The sequence below is a fragment of the Deinococcus sonorensis KR-87 genome (assembly GCF_040256395.1).
GTDB lineage: Bacteria > Deinococcota > Deinococci > Deinococcales > Deinococcaceae > Deinococcus > Deinococcus sonorensis.
In genome coordinates this window covers 207138-233586 of sequence record NZ_CP158296.1, presented here as the reverse complement: position 1 = coordinate 233586, position 26449 = coordinate 207138, and the positions used below count along the sequence as shown (strand labels likewise).

Genomic DNA, 26449 nt, shown 5'->3' with positions numbered 1-26449 from the left:
GTGCGGCGGCGTGCCCTGTACGCTGCCGTCATGTCGACCCCGCTGCTGCTTCTGCTGAACGCTCTGTTGCTCGCGGGAGTGTTGGGACTCGCCTATGGCATTAACCTCGCGTGGACGCGGTTTGTGACCCGGGACGACCGCACGCCGGAAGAGCACAGCTGGCCCGTTGACCAGCATATGGTCCGGACCTGGGACCGCTCGGTGCTGGAACGTCAGTTGAACTGGATTTCGGGCACCTCAGGTCCTCGGCGCGGCCTCAATTGACCATCCCCCCCGTTGTGTGAAGATCCTTACAGAGAAGTGAGCAGTACGCGAGAACACTCGCCCTGAAGGCTGTCGGGCGGGTGTCCTGGTGTTTAGACCGGTCGCGCCCCCTGTTCCCCCAGCGGGCGGTGGGCGGCGCGCAAGATTTGTGGCAGGAATGGTCCTCTACAATCACCCTCACGCATGAAGCCTCCCCTTGCCGAGGTCGAAACCCAGGTACACACGGACATCGAATGGCGCCGTCCGCTGCTGTTTGCTCTTCCCGCTGCGGCCATCGCCTTCCTGCTGGGCATGGTGCTGGACGGTCCCAGCGGCCAGGGATCCCTCTATGACGCCCTGAGCTACCCGCTGGCATTCACCTTCGTGAGCTGCCTGTCGGTGGTGTTGTGGCTGGTGCCGCGAAGAATCAACGTGGTGGTCACGGTGCTGGTGCTGGCCATGAGCGCCTTCTTCCTCGGGAAGTTGATCTACATCCTGTTCCTGATGCCGCAGACGGTGCGGGTGCAGCTGGAGATGACCGAGACCTTCTTCTGGATCCCGGCGCTGCAGGTGCTGTCATTCTTCATTCCCAATCTCCGGGGCGCCCGGCAGGCCTCCATCACCTTCTTCACCGTCTTCCTGCTGGTGAGTCTGGCGTACCTGGCCGTCACCATGCACGGCGGCACCACCTGGGGCATCGTCTTCTCGCTGTCGGAACTGAACCTTGCCAACCTGATGCTGTTCGCGGTGACCAACACCTTCATCGGCTTCAAGGAGAAATACGTGCGTTCGGTGTCGGAGCACGACACCATGCGGCAGCTGGTCGGCACCGACCTCCTGACCGGCCTGCCGAACCGTCAGAAGGTCCACGAGGTGATGGTCGAGTCCATCGCCGCGCACCGCTCGTTCGCGCTGCTGTTCATTGACCTGGACGGCTTCAAGCTGATCAACGACACCCTGGGCCACGCCACCGGCGACTGGGTCCTGCGGGCCACCGCCCAGCGATTGACCCGTCAGCGCGATGTGGTGCACGTCGCCGCCCGGTTGAGCGGCGACGAGTTCGTGATGCTGCTGTACGCCCGCCCGGAGGAGGCCACCGCGCAGGCCCGGGCCCTGTTGACCGAGCTGGCGCAGCCGGTGGTGGTGGACGGCCAGGTGATTCACCTGTCGGCCAGCATCGGCATGAGCATGTACCCGGACGACGGCCGGGAGCCGCAGGAACTGTTGCAGCACGCCGACAGCGCCATGTACACGGTCAAGACCTTCGGCAAGAACGGGGTACGGCGCTTCGAGCAGGGCGCCGACTCGGCCATCGAGCGGTTGAAACTGCTGGAGCGGGCGCTGATGCAGGCGATGAGCGCCGGGCAGCTGCACCTGGTGTACCAGCCGATCTGCTCGCTGGCCGACGGCACCGTCAAGAAACTCGAGACGCTGCTGCGCTGGACCCACCCCACCCTCGGCATGGTGTCGGCCGCAGAGTTCATTCCGATTGCGGAGAGCAACGGGCAGATCGTGGCCATCGGGGCCTGGGCGCTGCGGGCCGCCTGTCAGCAGGCGCGACGCTGGAACGACAGCACCGGGCGGGCCATCACCGTCAGCGTGAACGTCTCGCCGCTGCAGTTCACCCAGGCGAATTTTGTGGACCTGGTGCGTTCGGCGCTGGACGACGCCAACCTGCCGGCCTCGGCGCTGGAGATCGAGCTGACGGAGAGCGCCGTGATGCGGCGGCTGGACATCGTGCGGTCCTCGCTGCGGGAGCTGCAGCAGCTGGGCGTCAAGATCGCCATCGACGACTTCGGTACCGGCTACTCGTCGCTGTCCTACCTGCGCGACCTGCCGATCAACTGCGTCAAGATCGACCGCTCGTTCGTGCGCGACCTGAGCACGCCGCGGCGCGCCCCGCAGTTCTCGCTGGCGATCATCGAGGCGATCATCGGCATCGCCGCGACCTTGGACCTGCAGGTGGTGGCCGAGGGCGTGGAGACCGGCAAGCAGCTCGACATGCTTCGTGACCTGGGCTGCGATCTGGGACAGGGGTATTTCCTGTCGCCTCCGCTGGAGGAAAACGCCGCGCTCGACGCGTTTATCGCGCCGCCGCTCTGGTCGGCCAGCGATGTGTCGTCCCCGCTTCATTAAGGAAAGCTTCAGACGCAATCCTTTAAGGATGATACATATGAACTTTTTCATATAGACTGTGAAGACTTCGGGACGCCCTGAAGAAGGAGGCTTATGCTGGATCACAGTCGTCTCTCATTTCTGACGCATTCGGACCATATCGATCGCGCCGCTCTGCTGCAGCGGATCTGTGTCCGGCCGCCCTACTTCGCGCTCAACAACCTGCACTACTCGCGCGGTCAATTCACCGCCACCGCCGTGGCCGAGCACCCGGCCACCAGCGAGGTCGGCCCGATGCAGGCCTGCGAGATCAGCCGTCACGCGGCCATCTGCGGCCTGAGCGCGGTGGCCATGAACTTCGGTGACGACGACCGGCGCTACTACCTGGCGCAGGACGCCACCTATCAGGGCTACGCCAACAGTGCCCCTTACGGCTCAGACGTCTCATTCGAGGCGCGCATCACCGACCAGAACAAGCGGCAGGCCACCGCCGAGATCATCGTGACCGCCGGGGGGCAAGACCTGGCCCTGCTGAGCGTCACTTACACCATCCTGAACGAGGCGTCCTTCAAGCGGCTGTTCCGCTCCAAGCACTCGCCTTTCTTCACCAACTTCCGCCAGACCGAGATGCCGTACCTGCCGTCGGGCGAGTTCGTGCAGACGGGCCGCACCTGCACCGTCTCGGTGCCGCGGGTGCCGGAAGAGGCGTGCGCCGGCCACTTCGAGTTCTACCCGGCGCTGCCGGTGGCCATGCTGATGGGCCAGCTCGGCACCATCGCCGGCCGGATGTATGCCCGCCCCTACCGGGTGGAGGCGGCCACCATGACCGCCTCGGACTTCTGCTGGGCCGGAGAGAGCGCCCAGTTCGAGGTGACGGCCCTCGCCGAGAACGGCAGCTACGCCTGCGCCGCGCTGGCCAGCGGCACCGTGGTGAGCGACATGCGGCTGCGGCTGGCGGCCGGTGTGTCCGACCCGCTGGGCCAGGCGGCCGATCTGGACCTGCAGGTCGCCACCGCCTGATCGGGTGAAGCGGGGCGGGCCAGGGAATCCTGGCCCGCCCCGCCTCGTTACGTGCGTTACGGCAGCCCCACCGCCCGCCGGAAGTCGGCCAGCAGCGTCTCGACGTTGCGGCTCAACCCGTCCAGGGCCGGCGTGCCGGCGCGGGCGGCGTTGAACGCCGACAGGTACACGATGTGCGGCCCGCCGCGGGTGTTGAGCGGCCCGTCCCCGGCCACCGCCAGCTGCGTGAAGTGCTCGCTGCCGTCCGGAAGCGTGTAGGTGACGCCGATCACCCGGTACGCTCCGGCGTCCTCGGGGGAGCTGAAGGTCATCCGGAAGCGGCTGGCCGCCGTCTGCGTGGCGGCGGCCGAGGCGGCCTTCAAGGCCTTGACGCTGACCGGGTTGATCGGGTCCGAGGTGAAGAGCGCGTTGACATCGTCGAAGCTGAGTGCCTGCAGGGCCCCACTCAGCAGCGTCAGCACCTGCTGGGCCTGCGCCTCGCTGACGGTCCCGCCGCTGGCAGGGGCGGAGGCCGCCACCGGCGCCGGGGCCGCCGTCCCCAGCGCTGCACCCGGCGCGACCGTCAGGTAGGCCTTGAGGGCCGCGCTGCCGTTGACCCGCTGCACCAGCTTGCCGGCGCAGTCCGCGGCCGCCTTGTCGTCGTCGCTGTTGAAGGTCACGCCGCTCCACCAGTACCACGAGCTGTAGCCGGCGCTGGTGCCTTCACAGCTGTCGCGCCACACCACCGTGCCGGTGGCCGCGTCGTCCAGCTCCAGGTTGGCGCGGACGGTGCGGGCGTCCAGGCAGCCCACCAGCGGCAGACACACCCCGCCCCCACCCGTCACCGAGCTGATGCCCGCCTTCATCACCAGGTTGGCACCGTCGGGCTTGCGCACCGCTCGGACATACCCGCTGGCGGTCATCGCCTGGGTGATGGCGCTGTCGAACGCGGCCCACACGCTATTGCCGCAATACCCGCCGCTGCAGGAGTTCTCTCCGATGTACACCACGGCCTGCGGCCCGCTGTAGGCTGGCGTCTGCTGCGCCTGCCCGGTCCCCACGCCTGCCAGCAACCCCAGCAGGATGCCATGACCGATCGTTCTTCTCTTCCTCAACCGTCCCATTCCACCCATGTTCACTTCCCCCTGATGTGCGCCCGGCCACCCCGGTCGCCCGGAGGCGAGCGGTCACGGTCCCGGCGATGTCACCAGTGTGACATTCTTCACAGTGTTTCGGCCAGCCCTGCCGGTGGGTGGTTGCCTGAACGGGCGGCAGCCCTTAGACTGCCCCTACAACCAGGCCGCCGGGCGGCCGGAGCTCCAGCCTCCATATGCTGGCCGGGCGGAGACTGTCGAGCGGTCTTCGCCCCTTTGTGTTGTTCCCCTGGACGTCCTATGCTTAAGATTTCGCCCTGCTCCGCCGCGCTCCTCGCGCCGCTCCCGCCTCACCATGACCCGGTGGCCGGATGACTCCCTTTCAGCTGATCTCGCTGGTGGTGAGCGTCACCGCCCTGCTGAGTTTCATCAACCGACGTTACCTGCGCCTGCCCACCACCATCGGCGTGACGCTGGCGGGGCTGGCGGTGTCGGTGCTGCTGCTGGGCCTGGTGGGCCTGCAAGTCCCGGCCGCCGAAACGGTGGTGAAGGTGCTGGGCACCTTCAAATTCAACGACGTGCTGTTTCAGGGCCTGCTGAGCTTCCTGCTGTTCGCGGGGGCACTCAGCCTCAACACCGGCGAACTGTTCCGCCAGCGCACGGCGGTGCTGACCTTCGCCCTGGTGTCCACCGCGCTGTCCATCGTGCTGGTGGGGGCGCTGGTCTACGGCCTGCTGCATCTGGTGGGCCTGGGCGTGTCGTGGCCGTTCGCGCTGCTGTTCGGGGCGATCATCTCGCCCACCGACCCGGTGGCCGTGCTGGACCTGCTCAAGCGGGCCAAGGTGCCGGCGCGGCTGGAAGCGCTGGTGGCCGGCGAGAGCCTGTTCAATGACGGCATCGGGGTGGTGGCCTTCGCCGTCATCGCCGCCATCGCCAGCGGCGCGGGGCACGCCTCCCCCACACCGCTGGCGGTGGCCGGGCTGTTCGCGCAGGAGGCGCTGGGCGGAGTGCTGTTCGGGGCTGTCCTCGGGTACCTCGCCTACCTGCTGCTGCGGCAGGTGGACGACTACGTGGTGGAGGTGCTGATCACGCTGGCGGTGGTGACCGGCGGATACGCGCTGGCCGACCTGCTGCACCTGTCGGGACCGCTGGCGATGGTGGTGGCCGGCCTGCTGATCGGCCAGCTGAACGACCGGGGCGTGCTGTCCGATACGTCCAAGCCGCACTTCGACGGCTTCTGGCACCTCACCGACGAGATTCTCAACACCGGCCTCTTTGTGCTGATCGCTCTAGAAGTGGTGGCGGTCTCGTTCTCACCGCTGACGCTCCTGCTGGGGCTGGCCTGCGTGCCGATCGTGCTGTTTTCCAGGGCCGTCAGCGTGCAGCTGCCGCTGAGCCTGCTGGGGCGGCGGTATTCCTTCTCGCCCTTCACCGCCCAGGTGATGACCTGGGGCGGGCTGCGCGGCGGCATCGCGGTGGCGCTGGCCTTCAGCGTCCCGCCGGGTCCACAGCACGACATCTTCCTGGTGCTGACCTACGTGGTGGTGGTGTTTTCGATCGTGGTGCAGGGCCTGACCATGGGCCGCCTGGCCCGCCGGGCGGCGGGCGCCCTGCCGGAGTCGGCCGCCTGAGCCTCACGGCTCGACCAGCTGGTCCGGCGCGCCGCACGCGTCCTCGCAGCCGCCGTCCAGCCGCTCCAGCGCCGTCACGAACTGCACCACCCGCTGGGCCAGCGCCGGACTGAAATGGCTGCCGCCCAGATGCGGGCCGTGCAGCGTGACCAGGGTGCTGACGCCCGGGGCCGCGGCCCGCTCGAAGAGCGGCAGGCCGTTGTCCATAAACGGCACCACCGCGTCGTCACGGCTGCCCATCACCAGCAGCGGCAGCCGCGGCCCGGCCTCCGCCAGCACCAGCGGATCGAGGGTGGGCGGCATCGGCCCCGACAGGACGTAGGCCTCCTCCAGCTCGCGGCGGTGGCTGCCCGGCACGGCCCAGGCCACCCGCAGGTCGGCCCAGGCGTCCAGCAGCACCACGCCGGACACCGGATACGGGCCGGCCAGGGCGCTGCGCAGCGCGGTCAGGCCGCCCATGCTCACGCCGAAGGCATAGGTGTGCCCGCTGTACTGAAACTGCGCCACACTCTCGCGGTGCAGCTCATCCAGCCGGGTCAGCGCGGCCGGCCGGCCCCAGCCGGTCGGACCCCCGTCGTTGCTCAGCAGCACCGCGATGTCGGCACCGGTCAGCGCCTCTACGTAGGCGCTGAAGGGCGTGCTCTGCAGCAGGCGCTCGGCGCTCTGGCCCCGCGGATGCGACACCACCATCAACGGGCAGCGCCGCTGCTGCAGACAGGGGTGCGGCACCAGCAGATACGACGGGCCGTCGGGCTGATCCAGCCGTCTGAGCAGCACCGACGGGGACAGGGCGGCGGCCACGGGCGCCGCCAGCAACAGCGTCAGCAGGAGGGCAAGCAGGCGCATGACCGCCCACTGTAGCGGCCCGCCCTGGCCAGCCGGGTGAGAGCGTCGGCTCAGCGACCGAACAGCAGCACGCTCAGCCGGGTCCCGCGCAGCGCCCAGCCCACCAGCGCCGGGATCAGCAGGGCGCTCAGCCCGTAGGCCGCGACCGTCAGCGCGAAGGCCACGCTGGCACCGGGAAACCCGGCGCGTTCCAGCAGCTGCAGCAGCATCGGGTGCAGCAGGTACACCTGCAGGCTGACCGTCCCGAGGGCCGCCAGCGGCACGGTGACCGCGCGCGGCAGCCGACCGGCACTGGTCGCCAGCCCCAGGAGCGTCAGGGCGCACAGGGTGGTGTACACCCACGACAGGCCGCTGTACACCACCGGAGTGACCGGCTCGCCGCGCAGGTACGCCAGCGCCAGCGGCAGGTACGCGGCGTAGACCAGCGCCAGCAGCGGCAGCAGCTTCCGCCGGTGGGCCCGCCACCACGCGCCGTACTCGCCGGAGCGGGCGCCCACCGCCACCGGCAGGGCGTACCACAGCAGGGAACTGGCCGGAAACGGCAGCCGCAGCGCCTCCCGGTTGAGCAGGTACAGGCCGAGCTGCAGCGCCAGGCCCAGCGCGAATGCCAGCGGCAGCGTGGGCCGCCGCCGGGCCAGCGGCAGCAGCAACGGCAGCACCACGTACAGCTGGAGCGCCACCAGCAGGAAGTACAGGTGGTAACTGGCCTTGCCATACAGCAGCCAGAGCGTCCAGCGTTGAGGGTCCGCCAGATGCTCGGCCGGGCGCAGGCCGGTCCACACGTACCACACCGCATAGACGCCGGTCCACAACACATATGGCCAGCCGCCGCGCAGCAGCCGCCGGCTGAAGTAGCGCCCGGCGTCGAAGCGCCGCAGCAGGCTGCGGGTCAGGATCATCGCGCTCAGGAACATGAATGCCGGCACCGCGAAGTGCAGCGACCGGTTCAGGACCGTCAACAGGGCATGCAGGCCGGATTCGGGGGTCGCGTGGCGCAGGGCCATGCCGCTGGCGTGATGGCCGATCACCTCCAGGATGGTCAGCCCCCGGAACACGTCAATGGCCGTATGGCGGTCCGAGGTCGTTGCGGGTGCGGCCGCCCCGGGCACCAGGGCCGAAGCTCCGCCGTCCGTCACCGGTGCTCCTGCCGGGCGGCCCTGCGCCTATACCGTCCACTCATCAGGCGCCAGTCTAGGGTGCGCCCAGATGAAAAGGCAGGCGCCCTGCCTACAGCAGCTGCCGCACCAGCGGGTCGTAGCCGTTGGGGTAGACCGGGAACATCTTGCGGCCCTGGGTGTTCCACAGCGCGTCGAAGCTGGCGTAGCTCAGGTAGGCCACCGGCCCCACCATGCTGTCACTGACCCACACCACCCCCGCCTGATCGTCGTAGCCGCGCACCACCCGGAAGTGGTTGATGTGACCGGGCCGGTCGTACCACTGCAGCACGATCACCGGGATGCCCAGCGCCAGCAGCCGCTTGATCTGGCTCAGCTGGCCGTTGCGGATGGTCAGCGTGCGCAGGCCGAAGCGGGCCAGCTCCGGCGCGATGGCGCTCACCTGCATGTAGCCGCCGTCCGGCCGGGTGCTCTGGCGGATCACGTCCTGGCTGATCTTGACCCGGTAGAAGCCCAGCACCGCCGAGAGGGCGCTGGGCCCGCAGTTGTTGTAGGTCTGGTAGTCGAAGGTCAGGCCCTTGAGAAAGGTCCGCAGCGGCAGCAGGTCACCGAAGCCGCTCAGGTTGCCGGGCCCCGGCAGCCCCCCGATGAAACTGGCGACCGTGGCGGGCGGCTGCACCGCCCAGGCCACCGGCCCACTCACCTTGCCCGGGTCCAGCCGCGGCGCACTCACGGTGCCGGCGGGGCGCACCGTGGCGGTGGGCGTCGCGGGGGAGCGGACTGGTGCCGGTGTTGATGTGGCGCCGCCGTCCGGCACCTGCAGCCGCTGGCCCACCGTCACTGTGTCGCTGGTCAGCCGGTTGAGCCGCTGCAGGGTCGTGGGGTCGGTGCCGTGGTCGCGGGCCACCCGGTAGAGCGTGTCGCCTGGCCGCACCGTGTAGGTCGCGGCGTCCACCCGGGTGGCGGGCCCGACGGTCAACAGCGTCAGGGCCGCGGTGGCCAGACCGGCAAAGCGTGTCGTGTGATGAAGCCGCCGGACCGCGGTGGTCCAGGCGGGAAGCAGCGCATTCTCTGGCAATCTACCCACCCTGTCCTCAAGTGATTGTGTCCAGCGGACGGTGATGTGTGTCGGCTGGCCGCCGTCAGCGTAACACGAACTGTGGCTCAGGCACGTCCGGCGGGCGTGTCCTGCAGCATCGCCACGAAGCTGGCGGCCAGCTGCGGGTCGAACTGCCGGCCCGCCTGCGCGTCCAGCTCCTGCAGCGCCGCCTCCGGACTCCAGGCGGCTTTGTAGGGCCGCTCGCTGGTCAGCGCGTCGTACACGTCACACAGGGCAAACATCCGGGCCAGCAGCGGGATCTGCTCGCCGCCCAGCCCGCGCGGGTAGCCGCTCCCGTCCCAGCGCTCGTGATGCCCGGCGATCACCGCCCGGGCGCCCACCGGCAGAAACCCCAGCGTCTCGGCGAAGCGTTCGCCCTCCAGCACATGCGTCTGCATCAGGGCCCATTCCCCGGTGTCCAGCCGGCCCGGCTTCAGCAGCACCTGATCCGGCACCGCCAGTTTCCCCACGTCGTGCAGGTACGCGCCCCAGCGCAGCGCCTGCAGCGTCTCCGGACTCAGCGCCAACCGCTGGCCCAGCTGCACGGCCAGGTGCGTCACCCGGTCGGTGTGGCCCAGCGTCTCGCGGTCCTTGTACTCCAGGCCCAGCCCCAGCGCCCGCAGCGCCGACTCGCGCGCCGCGAGCAGCCCTTCTTCGGCGGCCAGCCGGGCGGTCAGGGTCGCCATCGTCTCGGCCACCGCCGTGAACAGTTCGGCCTCGGTGGTGCTCCAGCGGTGCCGCACGAAGGTATGCATCAGGAAGGCGCCGAGCAGCGTGCCGTCACGCCCCCGGACCGGTGCGGCCGCCAGCGAGCGCACCCCCAGCTCCGGAAAGCCGGCGGCCTCCGTGGCCAGGTGCGTGTCGTCGAAGAACAGCGGCACCGTGGCGCCGCGCAGCGCGTGCATCAGCGGGGTCTCGGCCGGCAGCCCGTGCGCCAGGATGGCGGCCATCGCCGCGCCTTCGGGCATCTGGCCAGCGGCGACCCGCGCGTGGTAGGCCGGGCGGAGCCCGTCGGTCTGGAAGTAGGCGGAACCGGCGGCGGCCGTGCGGTCCACCAGCTCCTGCAGGGTGGGCACCACCGCGCTGCTCAGGTCGGCCGCCTCCAGCGCGCGGCGGGTCAGGCGCACGATCGACTCGGCGGCGTGCGCGCGGCGGTCCGGCGTGGCAGCGAAAGGGGCTGTGGAAGGAGGGGGCTCCTGGCCGGACCGGTCGACCGGCCGGGCCGCGGGAGAATCGGGAAGACGGTCCACCCGTCCATCGTGGCGGGAATGAACTTACAGCCGTCTGACAGCGATTGCACGCCGTGGATTAGCGTCGCCGGAGCGTCACCACCACCAGCAGCCCGATCAGGGCGCCGATCACCGTCTCAGCCGCGCGGGACGTCAGCAGCCCCAGCGCCGGAACCGGGTTGCCCAGCTGCGACATCAGCAGCGCCAGCGGCGTAACGAACACCATCGCCACGCTGTAGTTGCGCGCCACGTACAGCTCGGCCAGGAACTGCAGGCCCACCACCAGCAGGGCCAGCCCCCACGGCGACAGCGGGAGGGCCAGCAGCAGGGCGGCGAGCACCACGCCCAGCAGCGTGCCGAGGATGCGCTGAAGCGCGCGGATCACCTGGCCCGCGTGGTCCTGGGCCGAGATCGGTGCCACTGCCGCCACCATCGCCCAGGGACTGTGGCCCAGCCCCGACAGCACGGCGGCAAGCCCGGCCAGCGACGCCGCGAGCAGGTGCCGCAGGCCGTGGGCGCCCAGTTCGGTCTCCGTGTGGGGGTGCGGCGGGGGCGCGGACAGCTCCGCGGGGCGCAGCCGGCCCGACACCTGCGCCCCCGCCACGCCCAGCAGCAGGCAGAACAGGGCCGTGCTGGCCGCCACGCCGAGCGCCACGCCCAGCGGCGCCGGGTTCGGCAGGCTGGCGATGCCGGTCACCGCGAACACGAAGAACAGCGCGCCGGCCGGGCGCAGCCCCAGCGCCGCTGCCAGCACCGCTCCAACTGCCGCCACCACGCCTCCGGCCATCACCACGCCCCATGGCCCGGTCCCCGAGTGGGCCAGCCAGAGGCCCAGCAGCTCGCAGGCGAGCAGCAGCAGGGCGCTCACCCCCTGGTGCCACAGGCGCGGGACCAGCGGCTCATTGCGCGCATAGATGCCGGTGAAGGCAGCAAACGAGGCGTAGATGGTGAGGTCGCTGCGGCCCAGCCACAGCAGCATCAGCAGCGGCAGGGCCACCCCCAGCGCGATGCGCCCGGCCGGCAGGTGATCGCGGCGGGCCGGGCCTAGGGTCAGCAGGTCACGGACAAACGGCACAGGCAGGCGCCCTCCTCCACGGGACGTGCGTGCCAGTGTAGCGCGGCCCCTCCCCCGATCGGGCCCGGGACGCGCGGACCGGCAGCCGGTATGCTGGAGCGCAGCGCCACCACACCCCCAGGAGTCACCATGCATACCCGTGTTCATGCCCGCCCGATGCTCGCCCTGATGTGCCTGCTGCTGCCGGCCAGCGCCTCGGCTGCCACTCCCGCCAAGCCCAGTGAGGAAGCGCCGGCCCTCGCGGCGGTGCGGGGCGGCCAGAACCTGTGTTACAGCGCCAGCGTGCTGGTGAACGACAAGAAGGACGCCGCGCTGGTGACCATGGCCGAGACGCAGCTGGCCGCCGCCCTGAAGGGCCTGGGGCTCAAGGCCCTTCAGTACGACGCGGCAGACACCTGCGACCGCGAGCTGTACTTTTCGTTCTCGGTGGACGTGGACGGCGAACCCACCATCTACCAGGATTTCCTGACGGTGTACAGCTACGTGGCGAACGACGGCAAGGTGGAGCTGCCGATGGCGCAGATCTGGCGCGACGGGATGTACGGCGGCAACAAGAAGGTGCTGACCCGCGCCGAGTACACGAAGACCATGACCGACGACCTGAAGACCCTCCTGGATGAGGTCAAGGTCGACTACGCCTCACTGAAGTAGCGCTCAGCTGCCCGGCGGGCCGGCCAGCCGCTCCACCGCCGCGCGCAGGGCCGGCGGCAGCGGCGTGGGCCGCCGCCCCTCGCGGTCCACATACACATGCACGAAATGGCCGGTGGCGGCCGGCTGCACCTCGCCGCTGCGGAACAGCCCGATCTCGTAGCGGACGCTGCTGGTGCCGATGCGCGCCACCCGCAGCCCGGCCGTCACCTCGTCCGGGTAAGAAAGCGGCGCGAAGTAGCGGCAGCCGGACTCCACCACCAGCCCGATCACCGGGCCGCGCTGCACGTCCAGCACCCCCGCCCGGATCAGGTAAGTGTTGACCACCGTGTCGAAGAGGGCGTAGTAGATGACGTTGTTGACGTGGCCGTAGGCGTCGTTGTCCATCCAGCGGGTGGTGAGCGGCAGCGTGTGCGGGTAGTCGGCCAGCGTCTCCGGCGTCACCACAGCTCCAGCGACTCGGCCAGGATGCGCTGCAGGTCGTCCGGGGACGGCTGCACCGGCGCCACCGCCAGCAGACGGGTCTGTTTCAGCGCGCCCTCCACCAGCTGCGGCAGGTCTGAGCGGTCGTAGCCCAGCTCACGCAGGCCGCTGGGGGCGCCCACGTCGCGCATCAGCTGGGTCAGGGCGGCGGGCAGGGCGTCGCGGCCCTGCGCCTCGCCGGCCCCGCCCAGCAGCCGGGCCGCCTCCTCGTGCCGCTCGGGGTCGGCGTCGTAGGTGAACCGGAAGGCGGCCGGCGCGGTCACGATCACGCTGAAGCCGTGCGGCACGAACGGGTGGTCGGCCGGATAGCCGGGCGCCCGGTAGGTGTGCCGCAGCCCGGCGACCGGGTAGGCGCACGCGTGCGGAATGTGCACCCCGGCCGAGCCGAAGCCCACGCCCGCCATGGTCGCGCTGAGCATCATCCGGCCGCGCGCCTCCACGTCCGCCGGATCGTAGACGGCCCGGCGCAGGTAGCGGCCGCCCGCCTCGATGGCCGCCGCCGACCACAGGTCCGAGACCGGGTTGCGGCCCTGGTACGGGGGCCGGTCCTCCGGCCGTTCCGGCCGTGGGCGCGACGTGTACGGCCGGCTCAGGAACGACTCGGCCGCGTGGCACACCACGTCCAGCCCGGCGGCGGCCGTCACGGCGGCCGGTGCGGTGGCCGCCAGTTCCGGGTCCACGATCGCCTGGCTGGGCCGCAGCGAGCGGTGCGAGATGCCGGTCTTGACCCCCAGGTCCGGCAGGTCCAGGATCGCCACGGTGGTCGCCTCGGAGCCGGAGCCGGAGGTGGTGGGCAGCGCCAGCAGCGGGCGCAGCGGCGCGCCTGGCCGCCGGCCCTCCCCGATCGGCAGGTTCACGTACTGCATGATCTGGCCGCCGTCACTGACCACCAGGTTGGCCACCTTGGCGGTGTCGATGCAGGACCCGCCGCCGATGGCCACGTAGCCGTCCACCTGCGCGTCCCGGGCCGCCTGCACCGCCGCCTCCAGCGAGGCGAGCGTCGGTTCGACCCGGACGCCGTCGAAGAGGACCGTCTCGATGCCGGCCGCCTCGATGACCTGCAGCACCCGCCGGGTGGTGTCCAGCACGGCCACCCGTGGATCGGTCACGACCAGGGCGCGGCGCACGCCCAGCCGCTGCAGCTCCCAGCCGGCGTCCATCGCCGCGCCGGGACCGAACTTGATCGGGGTGGCCTCGACCGTGAAGATCGTTTCTGACGCTTGAATACGGCACCTCGCTTTCCCTGTTGCTCAGGCTGCCAGTATGTCGCGCGGCGGCCGGGCACAGGCGACGGGCCTCGTTAACCGGCGGCAACCCGGCCCGGTGCGGCGTCTGCGACGGCACCGGACCAGCCGGGCGGCATGGCCGCCGGCCCTCCAGGTGCCTCCACCAGCGCCTCGACCGTCTGGCGCGCCTGAGGCAGCGGCGCGCCGGTCATCCAGTGGCACTCCTGCGCCGCCTCATCCGGCCGTCCGGCCCGCATCAGGCCGCTCAGCTGGTGGCGTTCGGCGGCCGTCAGGGGGCGGCAGCGTCGGGGCCGGCTGTGCGCGTGAAGAAACGTGAGCGTCAGGACCGCCATCAGCGCGATCACCCCCAGCAGCAACGCCATCATGCCCCACTGTGGCCCGGCACGACTCCTGCCCGATGAGCCACGCCACAACAGCCTTAAGCCGCTGGCGGCACGCCCGCTGGGTCAACGCCGGCTCAAGACCGGCCCTCACCGGCCGGCACCTGAAAGTGCAGGCGACGGCCGGTGCCGAGCGGGAGCGTGGCCCCCCGCTCCTCGTCCGCCGTCAGCTGCAGGCCGTGCAGCACGCTGTGCCAGAAGTGGCGGGCCGCCAGATCATCTTCGTGGTACTGCACCGACCAGCGGCCCGGGTGATGAGCGAACAGCTGACGCATCACGGCCCGGCCCACGCCCCGGCCCTGCGCGTCTGGAAGCAGGTGCAGCTCGGCAAGTTCGGTGCGCGGCTCGTCTGCATGGTGGTGGAGCAGCGCCAGCCCGGCCGGCCGGCGCTCCACCCGGATCAGCCACGCCTGATCGCCTGCGCCCGCCCAGTAGCGCCCAAAGTCCGGATAGGGGTACTCGCCGTCCTCGCCCACCGGCACCCCGTGGCAGCGGGCCAGCACGTGCAGCTGAAGCTGCAGCAGCCGCCACACCGTCGGCTGCTCAGCGGCGGTGGCCGGCGTGCAGCTGAACTCCGGCGGCCCCGCGTCCATCCGGCCGCCCGAGCTGAGCGCGTCATTGAACCGGCCTGACTGCAGCAGGGTCCGCCAGCGGTCCACTGCCATCTGGACCTGCAGCCGCTCCAGGCCCAGTTCCGAGATCAGCCGACGGGTGATGGCGTCGGTGCGGGCCGCGCCCTCCGGAGTGAGGGTCAGCAGCGTGCGGCTGCCCCGCTCCGGATCCACCTCGCGGCACAGCAGCCCCGCCTTCTCGGCGCGCTGCGACAGCTCCACCGCGCTGTTGTGGCTGAGCATCAGCTCCTGGGCCGCCTCACCGACGCTGGGCGGCTCGTCCTCGCGGCCTGCGATCATCACCAGCAGCGCGTACTGCTGCGGGGTCAGCCCGCCGGCCCGGATTCGCTCGGCGCTCCCCCGCTCATACCCCAGCAGACTGCAACGAAACGCCCCCAGCATCTGATAGGCCGCCGCGGGCAGGTCGGTGGCGACGGAGATGGTCATGGCCTCACCGTACCCGTCCTTAGCAACCGGAGCAACATCGGGCCGCCAGAAACGGTGCTGTTCCTGGCGGCCCTGAAGCGCGGTGGTGGGGTGCCGCCTTACCAGTTCCAGCAACACGGACCGGCCAGCCCGGCGGTCCAGGCACGCATGCAGGGGCCGTCTGGCCTGGACGCGGCCTACGGTGATTTCATGAAGGGTTGCTCTAGTGACGCCAAACTCGCAAGGCGTACCGTAAAGACAGACATCGTCGTAACACGACACGATTAACGCTGACCGGCGTTCGGGAGAGGAGCGGGCCATGAAACTCGCGGATTGGTGTGGTCCTTTGGAAGTGCTGCCGCCTGCGGTGAGTGTGACGCCTGTGCCCGACACGTGGCAGGCCCTGCGGCACCGCCCCGAGATGCGGTCGGTGCTGGAGGTGGTGTGCGCCGGCCCGGTCGCGCTGATGCCCCTGTGCCGGATGGCCCGCCTCGATCCGCAGGTGGCCAGCGACCTGCTGGGCACGCTGCTGGACCTGCAACTGCTGGAACGCATCTGCATCACGGTGTCGCCGCGCCGGCACGCCTACCGGCTCACGCCCTGGGGCGAGCGCTGCAAGCCGCTGCTGCGGAGCCTGTCGTTGCCGCCGAGTCCACAGGCCGCCAGCATGCCCGGGGGAGGCCGCCGACATGCGCGCTGACCTCGGCCCCAGGACCGGAGCGGGAGGCCAGCCATGAGCGCGTTCCCGGTCTTCGATCCAGCGTCCTCGCTGGCGCGCCCCATCACCCAGCTGACCAGCATCACCTTCTGGCTGGGCCTGGGCGTGTTTCTGCTGGTGGCGGGACTGCTCAGCTGGTTCATGTGGCGCTACCGCCACCGCGGGGCCGGAGGCGAGCCGGCCCAGATCTTCGGCAACACCAGAGATGAGGTGGGCTGGATCCTGGGGGCCGTCGCGCTGGTGGGTGTGCTGCTGTTCCTGACGGTGCGGGTGGCGGGCCAGTCGTCACCTGACACCGCCGGACCCAACCCCGACGTGTATGTGACGGCCCACCAGTGGTACTGGGCCTTCCGCACCCCGGGCGGCGCGGAGACGGCCGGTGAGCTGCACATCCCGGCGGGCCGGCGGGTGCTGCTGGACCTCACCAGCGCCGACGTGATTCACGACTTCTCGGTGCCGCAGCTGGCCCGCAAGATTGACGTGATTCCCGGTCAGCACAACCGGCTGTGGATCGAGGCGGCGAAAGCGGGCACCTACGCCGGCGAATGCAACGAGTTCTGCGGACCGCAGCACGCCTGGATGCGCTTCCGGGTGATCGCGGACGACGCGGCCAGCCTCGCCGGAGCGGGGCCGGACTCTCCCGCCCCCACGCTGGTGGCCGGCAGCGCGGCGGCTCATGGCGCCCAGGTGTTCCGTGAGGTGCAGTGCAGCGCCTGCCACGCCGTGCAGGGCCAGACATCCGACTTTCCGCACGACGGCGCGGTGGGCCCGGACCTGACGCACTTCGCGTCCCGGCAGCTGATGGCGGGCGGCGTGCTGACCAACACCCCGGCCAACGTGCAGCGCTGGCTGAAGCACACCCAGCAGGTGAAGCCCGGCGCGCGGATGCCGACCCTGCCGCTCTCGGATCAGGAGATCAACGACCTCAGCGCCTATCTGGAGGCCCTCAAGTGAATCAGCGTGTTCCTGCCGTGTCCGCTGCGCCGGCCGCTGCCCCGGCCCTGTCCTGGTGGCGCCTCTTCACGTCCACCGACCACAAGAGCATCGGCCTGACCTACATGGGCGTGGCCGCCGTGTTTCTGGTGCTGGGCGGCCTGGAAGCGCTGGTGATGCGCCTGCAGCTGGCCGTGCCGAACAACCACCTGCTGGTGGGCGAGGCGTACAACCGCTTCCTGACCATGCACGGCACCACCATGATCTTCTTCGTGCTGCTGCCGCTGCTGCTGGGCTTCACCAACTACCTGCTGCCGCTGCAGATCGGCGCCCGGGACATGGCCTTTCCACGCCTGAACGCCTTCTCGCTGTGGCTGCTGGTGGGCGGCGGCCTGCTGCTGTACCTCAGCCCCTTTACCGGCTCACCGTCGCAGGGGTGGTTCAGCTACGCGCCGCTCAGCGAAACGGCCTTCACGCCGCAGCGCGGGGTGGACCTGTGGTCGGTGGCGCTGATCGTCAGCGGCTACGGCACCACCCTCACAGCGGTGAACATCCTGGTGACCGGCGCGCGGCTGCGCGCCCAGGGCATGCTGTACCGGCGGCTGCCGATGTTCGCGTGGATGGCCTGGGTCAACGGCTTCATCATCCTGTTCGCGCTGCCGTGCCTGACCGCCGTGCTGATGATGCTGGAGGTGGACCGGCTGCTGGGCGCCGGGCTCTTCACGCGCGGCGACCCGGTGCTGTGGCAGCACTACTTCTGGCTGTTCGGGCACCCGGAGATCTACCTGCTGATCCTGCCGGCCTGGGGCATCATCAGCGAGATCATCCCGGTGTTCTCGCGCAAGCCGATCTTCGGCTACGAGTTCGTGGCGTGGTCGAGCGTGGCGATCGCCTTCCTGAGTTTCGCGGTGTACGCGCACCACATGTTCGCGGTGGGCCTCGGCTGGCCGGTGGACCTCGCGTTCGGCACCACCTCGATGCTGATCGCCATTCCCACCGGCATCAAGGTGTTCAACTGGCTGGCGACCATGTGGAAGGGCAGCGTGCGCTACACCCTGCCGATGCTGTACGCCGCCGCCTTCATCGTGCAGTTCACCTTCGGCGGGGTATCGGGCGTGACGTTCGCGGTGGTCCCGATCGACTGGCAGCTGACCGACACCTACTACGTGGTGGCGCATTTCCACTACGTGCTGTTCGGCGGGTCGCTGTTCGCGGTGCTGGCCGGGCTGCACTACTACTACCCGAAGTTCACCGGGCGCTTCCTGGATGAGCGGCTGGGCCGCTGGGGCTTCTGGCTGAACGTGATCGGCTTCAACGGGGTGTTCCTGGTGCAGCACCTGCTGGGCCTGATGGGCATGCCGCGCCGCGTGTACACCTACCCGGCCCTGAGCGGGTGGGAAGCGCTCAACCTGTTCTCCACCGTGAGCGGCTTCGTGCTGGGCGTGGGCCTGCTGGTGCTGCTGGTGAACCTGTGGCGCAGCCGCACCCACGGCGCCGTGGCCGGGCCGGACCCGTGGAACGGCTGGACGCTGGAATGGCTGAGCAGCAGCCCGCCCCGGCGCGAGAACTTCGTGGCGCTGCCGCCGCTGCACTCCCGCCGGCCGCTGTGGGACCTGAAACACCCGGACGACATGGATCACGTGCGCCCGCCCCGCCACGACCGCCAGGGCCGGCCGATCCGCGACGAGGAGCGTGAGCACCGGTGACCGCCGTGCCGAACGATCGCGCCTCGCGCACCCACCTGGGCATGCTGGCGTTCCTGGCCAGCGACACCGTGATCTTTCTGCTGCTGGTGGTGTCGAACGTCTACCTGCGCCGTACCGAGGACCACGGAGGGCAGACGCTGCTGGACCCGGCGCATATGCTGATCTTCAGCGTGCTGCTGTGGGGGTCGAGCGCGGTGCTGGTGCTGGCCGAGCGGCAGCGCGAACGCCGGGACCCGCGAGGGGCCGGAGCACTCTATCTGGTGACGGCGCTGCTGGGCGCGGCCTTCGCCGTGGCGCAGGGCCTGGAGTGGAGCCACCTGATGGCGCGCGGCGGCACCGTCAGCGCCAGCCTGTTCTTCGCCACCTTCTACACCACCACCGGGCTGCACGGCCTGCACGTGCTGCTGGGCCTGCCGATGCTGGTGGGGCTATCGGTGCTGAGCTTCCGGGGGCTGATCGGGCGCCGCGCGCCGGGCGTGGCGGCCGCCGCGCTGTACTGGCACTTCGTGGACGCCGTGTGGCTGGCGCTGTATCTGGTGTTCTACGTCTGGAGGGGGCCGTGACGCGCCTGCCGCTGGGGCTGGCTTCCGCCGGCGTGCTGCTGGCCGGGTGGCTGTACACCCGCCTGCAGATGCCCGAGCACATGCTGGCCCACCTGCTGCTGTCGCTGGTGGTGCCGCCGCTGCTGCTGCTGGGCCGGCCCGGCTGGCGCCCGAGGGTGCCGGCGTGGCTGGGCGGCCTGGCGCTGGCGAGCGTGACGGTCCTGACCCACCTGCCCGCCACCCTCACGCGGGTGGACGCGCAGCCGGACCTGCTGGCCGTGGAGGGCGTGGCCTTCCTGGGCGCCGGGACGCTGTTCGCGCTGGCCCTCTGGCCGGCCACCGTCGCCTCGCTGGCGGTCACGGTGCTGCAGATGGCCGTGTGCGCCCTGACCGGCGCGTGGGTGGCCTTCGGCAGCGGCATGGACAACGCAGGACTGGTGGCCGGCGTGCTGATGTGGGTGGGCGGCGGCCTGCTCTACACGCTGGCGGCCCTCACCATCGTGGCCCGGATGGTGGCCACCGAGAAAGGAGCGGTTCATGTCCACTGAGTCGCATCATCACCCGGCCCAGCCGCCCGGCCACGCGCTCACCCCCGGCTCCGAGTGGCAGCCGCCACAGGAGCTGCCACACACGCCGGACACGCCCGCCCCGCTCATCTGCGCTGCCGGCCTCACGCTGGTGGGGCTCGGGCTGGCGTGGCCCAGCCTGCTGGCCGGCGTGCTGGGCGCGGCCGTGCTGATCGTGGGGGTGGTGCTGTGGCTCACGGCGGGGCTGAGTGCCTGGCGGGCCTGGCTGAGCGACCATCCGGAGGAGGGCTCATGAGGCGGGCGCTGGGCGTGGGCGCGGCGCTGCTGGGCGCGCTGGCGGTGCTGGCCCTCACCGCCGCCAGCTCCGGCACCCGGCCGTCGGTGCCGGCCAATGCCCAGACGGCGCCGGGCGTGCTGGCCGCCCAGCTCGGCTGCCCGGTGTGCCACGGGCAGCGCGGCCAGGCGCCGCTGTCGAACATTCCCTCGCTGGCCGGGCAGCACGCCGAGTGGCTGGAGGCCCGGCTCGAGGCGTTCCGGGCCCAGGCTCAGGCGGGCGAGGACGGCATCATGCCCCGTTACGCCCGCCACCTCACCGACGCCCAGATCCGGGCGCTGGCCGGCGCCTACAGCCGCGACCCGCTCCCCCACCCCACCCGGGTGCTGCAGGCGCAGCTGGTCTCGGAAGGGCAGGCGCTGTACGAGCGCGGCCGCCCGTATCAGGGGCAGATCGCCTGCGCCACCTGCCACGGCTCGGCCGGCAGCGGCGGCACCACGCCGCTGGTGCCGCGCATCGGCGGGCAGCACGGCGGCTACGTGATCTACCGGCTGAACGTGTATCGCCAGCTGCCGGCCCGGCCGGACCAGCCGTCGGCCCAGGCGATGCGGACGGTGGCCCGCACGCTGAGTGACCGGGACATCCAGGCGGTGGCCGCCTACGTGCAGCAGCTGCCCACCGGGAGCTTCCAGTGAGGCGCGTGGTGGTGCCGGTGGCGGTGCTGGGCGCGCTGCTCGCGGTGGGCGGCGTCATCTATGCGCTGCGGCCGGTGACGCCGCCCGAACAGCCGATGCCGGTGGGCGACGTGGCGCGCGGCAGCACGCTGGTGGACCAGCACTACTGCGCCGACTGCCACGGCGGCAAGGGCCAGCCGACCAACGGCGACATTCCCAACCTGGGCGGCCAGCAGGTGGACTTCCTGTACAAGAACATGCTGCTCTTCCACCACCGTCAGGGCAACCTCCCCGACACGATGGTGACCAGCATGATCAACGTCTTCCCCACCCTCGACGCCCAGCAGATCTCGGACATCGCCACCTACTACGCCGCCCAGAAGCCGGTGGACCCGTGGCCCGGCATTCCCGGCAGCAACATGACCCGCGCCCGCGCCCTGTACCGGAACGGCGACCCGGCCCGCGCGGTGGTGGCCTGCCAGATCTGCCACGCCGAGAACGCCCGCGGCGACGCGGCGCGCGGCACCCCGTCGCTGCTGCACCAGAGTCCCGGCTACACGCTCACCTACCTGCGAACGGTGCGGGCCTCGCCGCCCGGGAATCAGCCGGGCCAGAACGCCATGCACGTCGAGACGCAGCACCTCACCGACGACGAGCTGAAAGACCTGGCCAATTACGTCGCCACCCTCACCCCCGGAGCAGCCAAACCATGACCGCACGTCTCCTGACCCTCACGCTGACGCTGGCCGCCGTGGCCCTGGCGCAGCAGCACGCGCCCCCCTTCACGCCCAGCACCACGGTGGTGTCCCCGCAGGCGTCCAGCAGCGCCCCCACCGACGCCCAGCTGACCGACCCCGCCTCCACCGACTGGCTCAGCACCGGTCGCGACCTGGGCAGCCAGCGTCACTCGCCGCTGCGGCAGATCAACACCGGCAACGCCGCGCAGCTGAAAGAGGTCTGCACCCTGGACCTGCACCTCTCCACCACCTTCGAGACCAGCCTGATCGAGGCGGGCGGCGTGCTGTACTTCACCACCCCCAGCGGCACCTACGCCGCCGACGCCGCCACCTGCAAGATCAGGTGGCACAGCGAGTACCGCTACCAGGACCCGATCGTGTACCCGGCCCAGCGCGGCGTGGCGGTGTACGACGGCCGGGTGATGCGCGGCACTCCGGACGGCCACGTGCTCGCCTACGACGCCAGCACCGGGAAGCTGCTGTGGAACACCCATCTGGTGGACTCCTCCACGGGGGCCTTTGTGCCGGCCGCGCCGGTCGCCTACGGCGGCAAGCTGTTCATCGGCACGGCCGGCGGCGACTGGGCCGCCAACGGGTACGTCACGGCGCTGGACGTGCGTACCGGCAAGCCGCTGTGGCGCTTCAACGCCATCCCGCAGAAGGGGGAGTTCGGCGCCGACACCTGGCCCAACGACCTGGCGCGTGAGCACGGTGGCGGGGCCAACTGGACGTCCGTGAGCCTGGACCCGGTGGAGGGCACCCTGTACGTGCCGCTCGGCAACCCGCAGGCAGACCTGAACGGCGGCAACCGCGAGGGCGCCAACCTGTTCACCGACAGCGTCGTGGCCATCAACACCGGCACCGGCAAGCTGCGCTGGTACGTGCAGCAGCTTGCCCATGACACCCACGACTGGGACACCAGCGCGGCCCCCGCGGTGTACCGCCGGGACGGGCACCCCTACATGGCAGTGGGCACCAAGGCCGCCCAGCTGTTCATCTACGACCGCGCCAGCCACCGGCTCAAGTCCACCACCGACATCTCCACCCGGCTCAACACCGGCACGCCCCCGGTCCGCAAGGACCCGCAGCGCACCTGCCCCGGCATGAACGGCGGCGTGGAGTGGAACGGCCCGGCCTACCACTCGGGGCTGGACCTGCTGTACATCAACACCGTGGACTTCTGCGCGTCGTACCAGCTGATTCCCGGCAAGCTGATCCCCGGCATGTTCTACTTCGATGGCGCGGCCAAGTTCGACCCGCCCAGCAAGGCGAGCGGCTGGACCTACGCGGTGCACGCCTCGGACGGCAGCGTGGCGTGGAAGGTGCACCAGAAGACCCCGATGCTGGGCGGCGTCACCACGACCGACGGCGGGCTGCTGCTGACGGGCGACATGAACGGTGAGGTGCAGGCCATCGACGCCCGCAGCGGCAAGGTGCTGTTCCGGGGCCAGACGCACGCCGCCATCCTGGGCGGCGTGATCACCTATCTGGCCGGTGGTCGGCAGTACGTGGCCGTCGCGGCCGGCGGCACCTGGACCGGGCCGTTGCCCAAGCCGAGCGGCAACCGGGTGGTGCTGTACCGCCTGCCCTGAGCCCTTCAAAAAAGCGGAGGCCCGCGCGTGCAGGTTCACCTTGACCTGCACGTTTCACGTGTCTGGCCGCGACGCTCCACCTGGCCCGCCCCTTCACACATCATTCAGAGTTCTTTAAAAATGAAGACTTTCCTCAGCTGAACGGCCAGAGGCTGAACTGCGGATGACAACTCGCTGTCTATCATGGCCGCCGTTCCCCATGTTGTCTTGACCAAGTTCAGCGGAACCCAAGGAGAAGTCATGCGTATTCCCCTGCTGCTCGTGTCGTGCTCACTGCTGCTGGCGGCCTGTGGCTCCAGCCCGGCCACGACACCCCAGGCCTCCAGCCTGCCGATCACGGCGCTGGCCAAGAATGATGCGGCGCTGACCGTGAAGCTCGCGCCGGACGTGCAACTGGTGACGGTCGAACTCAGTGGCAAGAAACTCAGCACGCCCAAAGTGTTCAGCGCCGTGCCGAAAGACGGCGTGGCCACCGTGGTGCTGAGTGGCGCCGACACCGCGAAGTACAGCGCCGTGATCCGCGGCTACGACCGCCCGGACCGGCTGGTGGTGCTGTACCGCGCCGACACCGAACTCAGCACCGCCGGCGGGAAGACCACCACGGCGCCTGCCCTGACCCGTGTGACGGCCACCGTGCAGGTGAGCGCCTCGCCGGTTCACGACCAGAGTCAGGCACTGGTCGCTCAGCTGGGCGACCTGAAGCAGCCGCTGACGGTCAGCGGCAGCACCGCCAGCGGCGCGTTTGCCCGCGTCCCCACCGCGCGTGGCCTGACCGTGACGGTGGAGGGCCGCTCATCCGACGGGCAGCAGACCCAGACCGGTCAGCTCACCTTCAACCTCAGCGAGGGCGGCTCCACGGCGGTTGTGCCGTTGACCGACGTGACCAGCTGCCCGCCCAGCGGCACGCCGGTGACGACCATTCCGGCCATTCAGGGCGACGGGGCCACCAGCCCGCTCACCGGGCAGCCGGTGACGGTGCGTGGCGTGGTCACCGGAGACCTGCAGAGCGGCCTGCGCGGCTTCTACCTGCAGGACCCGAAGGGGGACAACAATCCGGCCACCTCCGACGGCGTGTTCGTGTACACCGGCACCACCCCACAGAACGTGGCGCCGGGCGATCTGGTGCAGTTCAATGCCGTGGTGCGCGAGTTCAAGGGCAGCAGCGACAAACTGCCCGGCACCGAGACTGAACTCGACACCGTGACCAGCTTCGTGAAGTGCGGCGCGGGCGTGGAGGTCAAGCCCACCAACGTCACGCTGCCGATCAACGACTTCGAGCGGTACGAGGGCATGCTGCTGCAGGCCAGCGAGCCGCTGTTCGTGACCGAGACCTTCAGCCTGGGCCGCTACGGCGAACTGACGCTGTCCAGCGGCGGCCGGCAGTTCAACCCTACCAACTTCGATCCACCGCTGGCGACCCAGGACCAGCTGGACCGTCTGCGCCTGGTGCTGGACGACGGTCAGTCGGCGCAGAACCCGGCCCCCATCCCGTTCCTGAGCGGCAGCGGCACCGACGCCACCCGCCGCATCGGCGATCAGGTCAGCGGGCTGACCGGCGTGCTGCGCTACGCCAACGACGCCTACAAGCTGGAGGCCACGGTGGCGCCCAGCTTCCTGAGCAGCAACCCCCGCCCGGCCGCACCCCAGCCGGTGGGCCCGGACGGCGTGCTGCGGGTGGCCGGCGCCAACGTGCTGAACTACTTCACCACGCTCGGCAGCGCCGGGCGCGGCGCCACCACCCAGGCGGAATTCGACCGGCAGAAGGCCAAGGTCGCCGCCGCCCTGAAGGGCCTGAATGCCGACATCATCACGCTGATGGAGGTGGAGAACAACGGCGAGACCACCCTCACCGACCTGGTGAACACCCTCAACGCCGCCATTGACCCGACCCTGCAGGTGCAGACCTACCGCCCGGTGCTGACCGGGACCGTGGGCACCGACCAGATCCGGGTGGCGATCCTGTACAAGCCCTCGCGTGTGAACCCGGTGGGCGCCCCGGTCATCGACACCAACAGCGTCTACAGCCGCCCGCCGGTGGCGCAGACCTTCCAGGACCGCGTGAGCGGCGGCGTCCTGACGGTGGTGGCCAACCACTTCAAGAGCAAGGGCAGCTGTCCGGCGGACGGCGACGTGAACGCCGATCAGGGCCAGGGCTGCTGGAACCCGCTGCGGGTGCAGCAGGCGCAGGCGGTGCTGGGCTTCGCCAGCCGCCTGAGCAGCAGCGCCGCCGACCCGGACGTGCTGCTGCTGGGCGACCTGAACAGCTACGGCGCCGAGGACCCGATCAAGACCCTGCAGTCGGGCGGCTTCGAGTCGCTGAACCTGCGCATTCCGCAGGCGGAGCGCTACTCCTACGTGTTCGGCGGCCTGAGCGGCTACCTGGACCACGCGCTGGCCAGCAGCAGCCTGTCCGGACAGGTGAGCGGCATCACCGAGTGGCACATCAACTCGGACGAGCCGACCGTCTTTGACTACAACACCGAGTTCAAGACCGACGACCGCTACGCCCCCACCCCCTTCCGCGCCAGCGACCACGACCCGGTGCTGGTGGGTCTCAGCCTGACCCGCGACGCCGACCGGACCCTGCCGGCCCTGACCGTGACGGCCAGCGGCGCCAGCACCACCACGGTGGGCCGGCCCTACACCCTGAACGTCTCCAGCAACCGCGCCGAGCGCATCACCGCCCAGTGGGGTGACGGCACCTCCGATACCCTGAACGGCACCAGCGGTACGCTCAGCCACACCTACGCCGCGCCCGCCACGGTCCAGGTGAGCGTCACCGCGACCGCCGGCAGCGACACCGCTTCGGCCACCCCGATCACCGTGAACGTGACGCCCGTGCCCACCGGCGTGGGCAAGCTGGTGGTGAGTCAGGTGTACGGCGGCGGCGGCAACAGCGGCGCCACCTACCGCAACGATTTCATTGAGCTGTTCAACGCCGGCGACGCCCCGGTGGACCTGAGCGGCAGCTCGGTGCAGTACGCCAGCTCGACGGGCAACAGCTGGCAGGTCACCACGCTGCCGGCCACCACGCTGGCTCCGGGGCAGTACTTCCTGGTGCAGGAGGCGGCCGGCACCGGCGGCACCACCGCGCTGCCCACCCCCGACGCGACCGGCACCATCGGCATGGGCGCCTCGGGCGGCAAGGTGCTGGTGGCCCGCCAGACCACGGCGGTGGGCAGCCTCACCGACCCGACGGTGCTGGACGCGGTGACGTACAGCGGCCTGACCGCCAGCACCAGCGCCTCGCGCAAGGGGAACGGCTGCACCGACACCGACGCCGACGGAGATTTCGCCGCCGGGTCGGTCAACCCGCGCACCACCGCCACCCCCCCGAACGTCTGCCCTCGCTGAAGCGGATGGAATCTCACCGGCCCCCTGTGGGGCCGGTGTTTTCTTGGCGTCGGCACAAGCAGCGGCTGACTCCGGCCAAAGCCTTCTCCACTTCTCCTGTCGCAGGACATCACCCTTCACCGTGCTGAGCCGGCATTCATGCTCACCCCAG

The 26449-nt window shown here is 70.4% G+C and carries 25 protein-coding genes; 15 read left to right on the top strand and 10 right to left on the bottom strand.

Annotated features, from left to right (window positions below; all coding sequences use genetic code 11):
* The first annotated feature begins 30 nt into the window (after window positions 1-30).
* The 3 genes from ABOD76_RS01010 to ABOD76_RS01000 all read left to right on the top strand — a co-directional run bounded on the left by ABOD76_RS01010 (window position 31) and on the right by ABOD76_RS01000 (window position 3378).
* The gene (locus ABOD76_RS01010; protein WP_350240750.1) at window positions 31-264 is read left to right on the top strand and encodes a hypothetical protein; all 234 of its coding nucleotides are present in this window, start codon (window positions 31-33) and stop codon (window positions 262-264) included.
* A gap of 183 nt (window positions 265-447) precedes the next feature.
* A complete protein-coding gene (locus ABOD76_RS01005) occupies window positions 448-2379 on the top strand; it encodes a putative bifunctional diguanylate cyclase/phosphodiesterase (RefSeq protein WP_350240749.1) in 1932 nt (643 codons plus the stop codon).
* Window positions 2380-2472: 93 nt separating this feature from the next.
* Window positions 2473-3378, top strand: coding sequence for a hypothetical protein (locus ABOD76_RS01000; protein WP_350240747.1), 906 nt, complete (start codon window positions 2473-2475; stop codon window positions 3376-3378).
* Window positions 3379-3434: 56 nt separating this feature from the next.
* Here ABOD76_RS01000 and ABOD76_RS00995 read toward each other — a convergent pair whose 3' ends face one another.
* Entirely contained in the window at window positions 3435-4472 is a 1038-nt protein-coding gene (locus ABOD76_RS00995) for a hypothetical protein (protein ID WP_350240746.1), read from the bottom strand.
* Between the two features lie 350 nt (window positions 4473-4822).
* Between ABOD76_RS00995 and ABOD76_RS00990 the strand changes: the two genes are divergently transcribed.
* Complete coding sequence (locus ABOD76_RS00990; RefSeq protein WP_350240744.1) at window positions 4823-6082, top strand: cation:proton antiporter; 1260 nt, start codon at window positions 4823-4825, stop codon at window positions 6080-6082.
* A 3-nt stretch (window positions 6083-6085) separates the two neighbouring features.
* Here ABOD76_RS00990 and ABOD76_RS00985 read toward each other — a convergent pair whose 3' ends face one another.
* From ABOD76_RS00985 to ABOD76_RS00965, 5 genes are all read right to left on the bottom strand, one after another.
* The gene (locus ABOD76_RS00985) at window positions 6086-6928 is read right to left on the bottom strand and encodes an alpha/beta hydrolase family protein (RefSeq protein WP_350240742.1); all 843 of its coding nucleotides are present in this window, start codon (window positions 6926-6928) and stop codon (window positions 6086-6088) included.
* A gap of 50 nt (window positions 6929-6978) precedes the next feature.
* On the bottom strand, window positions 6979-8064 hold the full coding sequence (locus ABOD76_RS00980; RefSeq protein WP_350240741.1) for an acyltransferase: 1086 nt from the start codon (window positions 8062-8064) through the stop codon (window positions 6979-6981).
* Window positions 8065-8155: 91 nt separating this feature from the next.
* Window positions 8156-9130 (bottom strand): LysM peptidoglycan-binding domain-containing protein, encoded by a 975-nt coding sequence (locus ABOD76_RS00975; protein WP_350240740.1) that lies wholly within the window; start codon window positions 9128-9130, stop codon window positions 8156-8158.
* 77 nt (window positions 9131-9207) lie between these two features.
* The gene (locus tag ABOD76_RS00970) at window positions 9208-10269 is read right to left on the bottom strand and encodes an HD-GYP domain-containing protein (protein ID WP_350240739.1); all 1062 of its coding nucleotides are present in this window, start codon (window positions 10267-10269) and stop codon (window positions 9208-9210) included.
* Between the two features lie 181 nt (window positions 10270-10450).
* The gene (locus ABOD76_RS00965) at window positions 10451-11446 is read right to left on the bottom strand and encodes an FUSC family protein (RefSeq protein ID WP_350240738.1); all 996 of its coding nucleotides are present in this window, start codon (window positions 11444-11446) and stop codon (window positions 10451-10453) included.
* Between the two features lie 129 nt (window positions 11447-11575).
* Here ABOD76_RS00965 and ABOD76_RS00960 point away from each other — a divergent pair, with 129 nt between their 5' ends.
* On the top strand, window positions 11576-12097 hold the full coding sequence (locus ABOD76_RS00960; RefSeq protein WP_350240737.1) for a hypothetical protein: 522 nt from the start codon (window positions 11576-11578) through the stop codon (window positions 12095-12097).
* Window positions 12098-12100: 3 nt separating this feature from the next.
* Here ABOD76_RS00960 and ABOD76_RS00955 read toward each other — a convergent pair whose 3' ends face one another.
* From ABOD76_RS00955 to ABOD76_RS00940, 4 genes are all read right to left on the bottom strand, one after another.
* Window positions 12101-12538: an acyl-CoA thioesterase gene (locus ABOD76_RS00955; protein WP_350240735.1), complete on the bottom strand. Its 438-nt coding sequence runs from the start codon at window positions 12536-12538 to the stop codon at window positions 12101-12103.
* Window positions 12535-13737, bottom strand: a complete 1203-nt coding sequence (locus tag ABOD76_RS00950) for a hydroxyacid-oxoacid transhydrogenase (RefSeq protein WP_350240733.1) — start codon at window positions 13735-13737, stop codon at window positions 12535-12537. Before ABOD76_RS00950 ends, ABOD76_RS00955 begins: the two co-directional genes overlap by 4 nt.
* Before the next feature lie 140 nt (window positions 13738-13877).
* A complete protein-coding gene (locus tag ABOD76_RS00945) occupies window positions 13878-14189 on the bottom strand; it encodes a hypothetical protein (protein WP_350240731.1) in 312 nt (103 codons plus the stop codon).
* 92 nt (window positions 14190-14281) lie between these two features.
* Complete coding sequence (locus tag ABOD76_RS00940; protein ID WP_350240729.1) at window positions 14282-15262, bottom strand: GNAT family N-acetyltransferase; 981 nt, start codon at window positions 15260-15262, stop codon at window positions 14282-14284.
* Window positions 15263-15560: 298 nt separating this feature from the next.
* On the opposite strand from ABOD76_RS00940, the gene ABOD76_RS00935 reads away from it, so the two are divergent.
* The 10 genes from ABOD76_RS00935 to ABOD76_RS00890 all read left to right on the top strand — a co-directional run bounded on the left by ABOD76_RS00935 (window position 15561) and on the right by ABOD76_RS00890 (window position 26298).
* Window positions 15561-15941, top strand: coding sequence for a hypothetical protein (locus ABOD76_RS00935; protein ID WP_350240727.1), 381 nt, complete (start codon window positions 15561-15563; stop codon window positions 15939-15941).
* 33 nt (window positions 15942-15974) lie between these two features.
* Window positions 15975-16913, top strand: a complete 939-nt coding sequence (gene coxB / locus ABOD76_RS00930; protein WP_350240726.1) for a cytochrome c oxidase subunit II — start codon at window positions 15975-15977, stop codon at window positions 16911-16913.
* Complete coding sequence (locus ABOD76_RS00925; RefSeq protein WP_350240724.1) at window positions 16910-18598, top strand: cytochrome c oxidase subunit I; 1689 nt, start codon at window positions 16910-16912, stop codon at window positions 18596-18598. Before coxB ends, ABOD76_RS00925 begins: the two co-directional genes overlap by 4 nt.
* A gap of 5 nt (window positions 18599-18603) precedes the next feature.
* The gene (locus ABOD76_RS00920; protein WP_350240723.1) at window positions 18604-19161 is read left to right on the top strand and encodes a cytochrome c oxidase subunit 3; all 558 of its coding nucleotides are present in this window, start codon (window positions 18604-18606) and stop codon (window positions 19159-19161) included.
* Window positions 19158-19688: a hypothetical protein gene (locus tag ABOD76_RS00915; RefSeq protein WP_350240722.1), complete on the top strand. Its 531-nt coding sequence runs from the start codon at window positions 19158-19160 to the stop codon at window positions 19686-19688. Before ABOD76_RS00920 ends, ABOD76_RS00915 begins: the two co-directional genes overlap by 4 nt.
* Complete coding sequence (locus ABOD76_RS00910; RefSeq protein ID WP_350240721.1) at window positions 19678-19962, top strand: hypothetical protein; 285 nt, start codon at window positions 19678-19680, stop codon at window positions 19960-19962. Before ABOD76_RS00915 ends, ABOD76_RS00910 begins: the two co-directional genes overlap by 11 nt.
* Entirely contained in the window at window positions 19959-20636 is a 678-nt protein-coding gene (locus ABOD76_RS00905; RefSeq protein ID WP_350240720.1) for a c-type cytochrome, read from the top strand. The genes ABOD76_RS00910 and ABOD76_RS00905 overlap by 4 nt, the downstream gene beginning before the upstream one ends.
* A complete protein-coding gene (locus ABOD76_RS00900; protein WP_350240719.1) occupies window positions 20633-21328 on the top strand; it encodes a c-type cytochrome in 696 nt (231 codons plus the stop codon). Before ABOD76_RS00905 ends, ABOD76_RS00900 begins: the two co-directional genes overlap by 4 nt.
* Complete coding sequence (locus ABOD76_RS00895; protein ID WP_350240718.1) at window positions 21325-22944, top strand: pyrroloquinoline quinone-dependent dehydrogenase; 1620 nt, start codon at window positions 21325-21327, stop codon at window positions 22942-22944. The genes ABOD76_RS00900 and ABOD76_RS00895 overlap by 4 nt, the downstream gene beginning before the upstream one ends.
* 240 nt (window positions 22945-23184) lie before the next feature.
* Window positions 23185-26298, top strand: coding sequence for an ExeM/NucH family extracellular endonuclease (locus ABOD76_RS00890; protein WP_350240716.1), 3114 nt, complete (start codon window positions 23185-23187; stop codon window positions 26296-26298).
* Window positions 26299-26449: the final 151 nt, after the last annotated feature.

Bases quoted from the DNA above. Each gene is read 5' to 3' on its own strand.
- ABOD76_RS00945 (WP_350240731.1), bottom strand. From the start codon at position 14,189: ATGATGGCGTTGCTGCTGGGGGTGATCGCGCTGATGGCGGTCCTGACG.
- ABOD76_RS00895 (WP_350240718.1), top strand. From the start codon at position 21,325: ATGACCGCACGTCTCCTGACCCTCACGCTGACGCTGGCCGCCGTGGCC.
- ABOD76_RS00990 (WP_350240744.1), top strand. From the start codon at position 4,823: ATGACTCCCTTTCAGCTGATCTCGCTGGTGGTGAGCGTCACCGCCCTG.
- ABOD76_RS00890 (WP_350240716.1), top strand. From the start codon at position 23,185: ATGCGTATTCCCCTGCTGCTCGTGTCGTGCTCACTGCTGCTGGCGGCC.
- ABOD76_RS00940 (WP_350240729.1), bottom strand. From the start codon at position 15,262: ATGACCATCTCCGTCGCCACCGACCTGCCCGCGGCGGCCTATCAGATG.
- ABOD76_RS00950 (WP_350240733.1), bottom strand. From the start codon at position 13,737: ATGGACGCCGGCTGGGAGCTGCAGCGGCTGGGCGTGCGCCGCGCCCTG.
- ABOD76_RS00905 (WP_350240720.1), top strand. From the start codon at position 19,959: ATGAGGCGGGCGCTGGGCGTGGGCGCGGCGCTGCTGGGCGCGCTGGCG.
- ABOD76_RS00935 (WP_350240727.1), top strand. From the start codon at position 15,561: ATGAAACTCGCGGATTGGTGTGGTCCTTTGGAAGTGCTGCCGCCTGCG.
- ABOD76_RS00985 (WP_350240742.1), bottom strand. From the start codon at position 6,928: ATGCGCCTGCTTGCCCTCCTGCTGACGCTGTTGCTGGCGGCGCCCGTG.
- ABOD76_RS01010 (WP_350240750.1), top strand. From the start codon at position 31: ATGTCGACCCCGCTGCTGCTTCTGCTGAACGCTCTGTTGCTCGCGGGA.
- ABOD76_RS00910 (WP_350240721.1), top strand. From the start codon at position 19,678: ATGTCCACTGAGTCGCATCATCACCCGGCCCAGCCGCCCGGCCACGCG.
- coxB (WP_350240726.1), top strand. From the start codon at position 15,975: ATGAGCGCGTTCCCGGTCTTCGATCCAGCGTCCTCGCTGGCGCGCCCC.
- ABOD76_RS01005 (WP_350240749.1), top strand. From the start codon at position 448: ATGAAGCCTCCCCTTGCCGAGGTCGAAACCCAGGTACACACGGACATC.
- ABOD76_RS01000 (WP_350240747.1), top strand. From the start codon at position 2,473: ATGCTGGATCACAGTCGTCTCTCATTTCTGACGCATTCGGACCATATC.
- ABOD76_RS00960 (WP_350240737.1), top strand. From the start codon at position 11,576: ATGCATACCCGTGTTCATGCCCGCCCGATGCTCGCCCTGATGTGCCTG.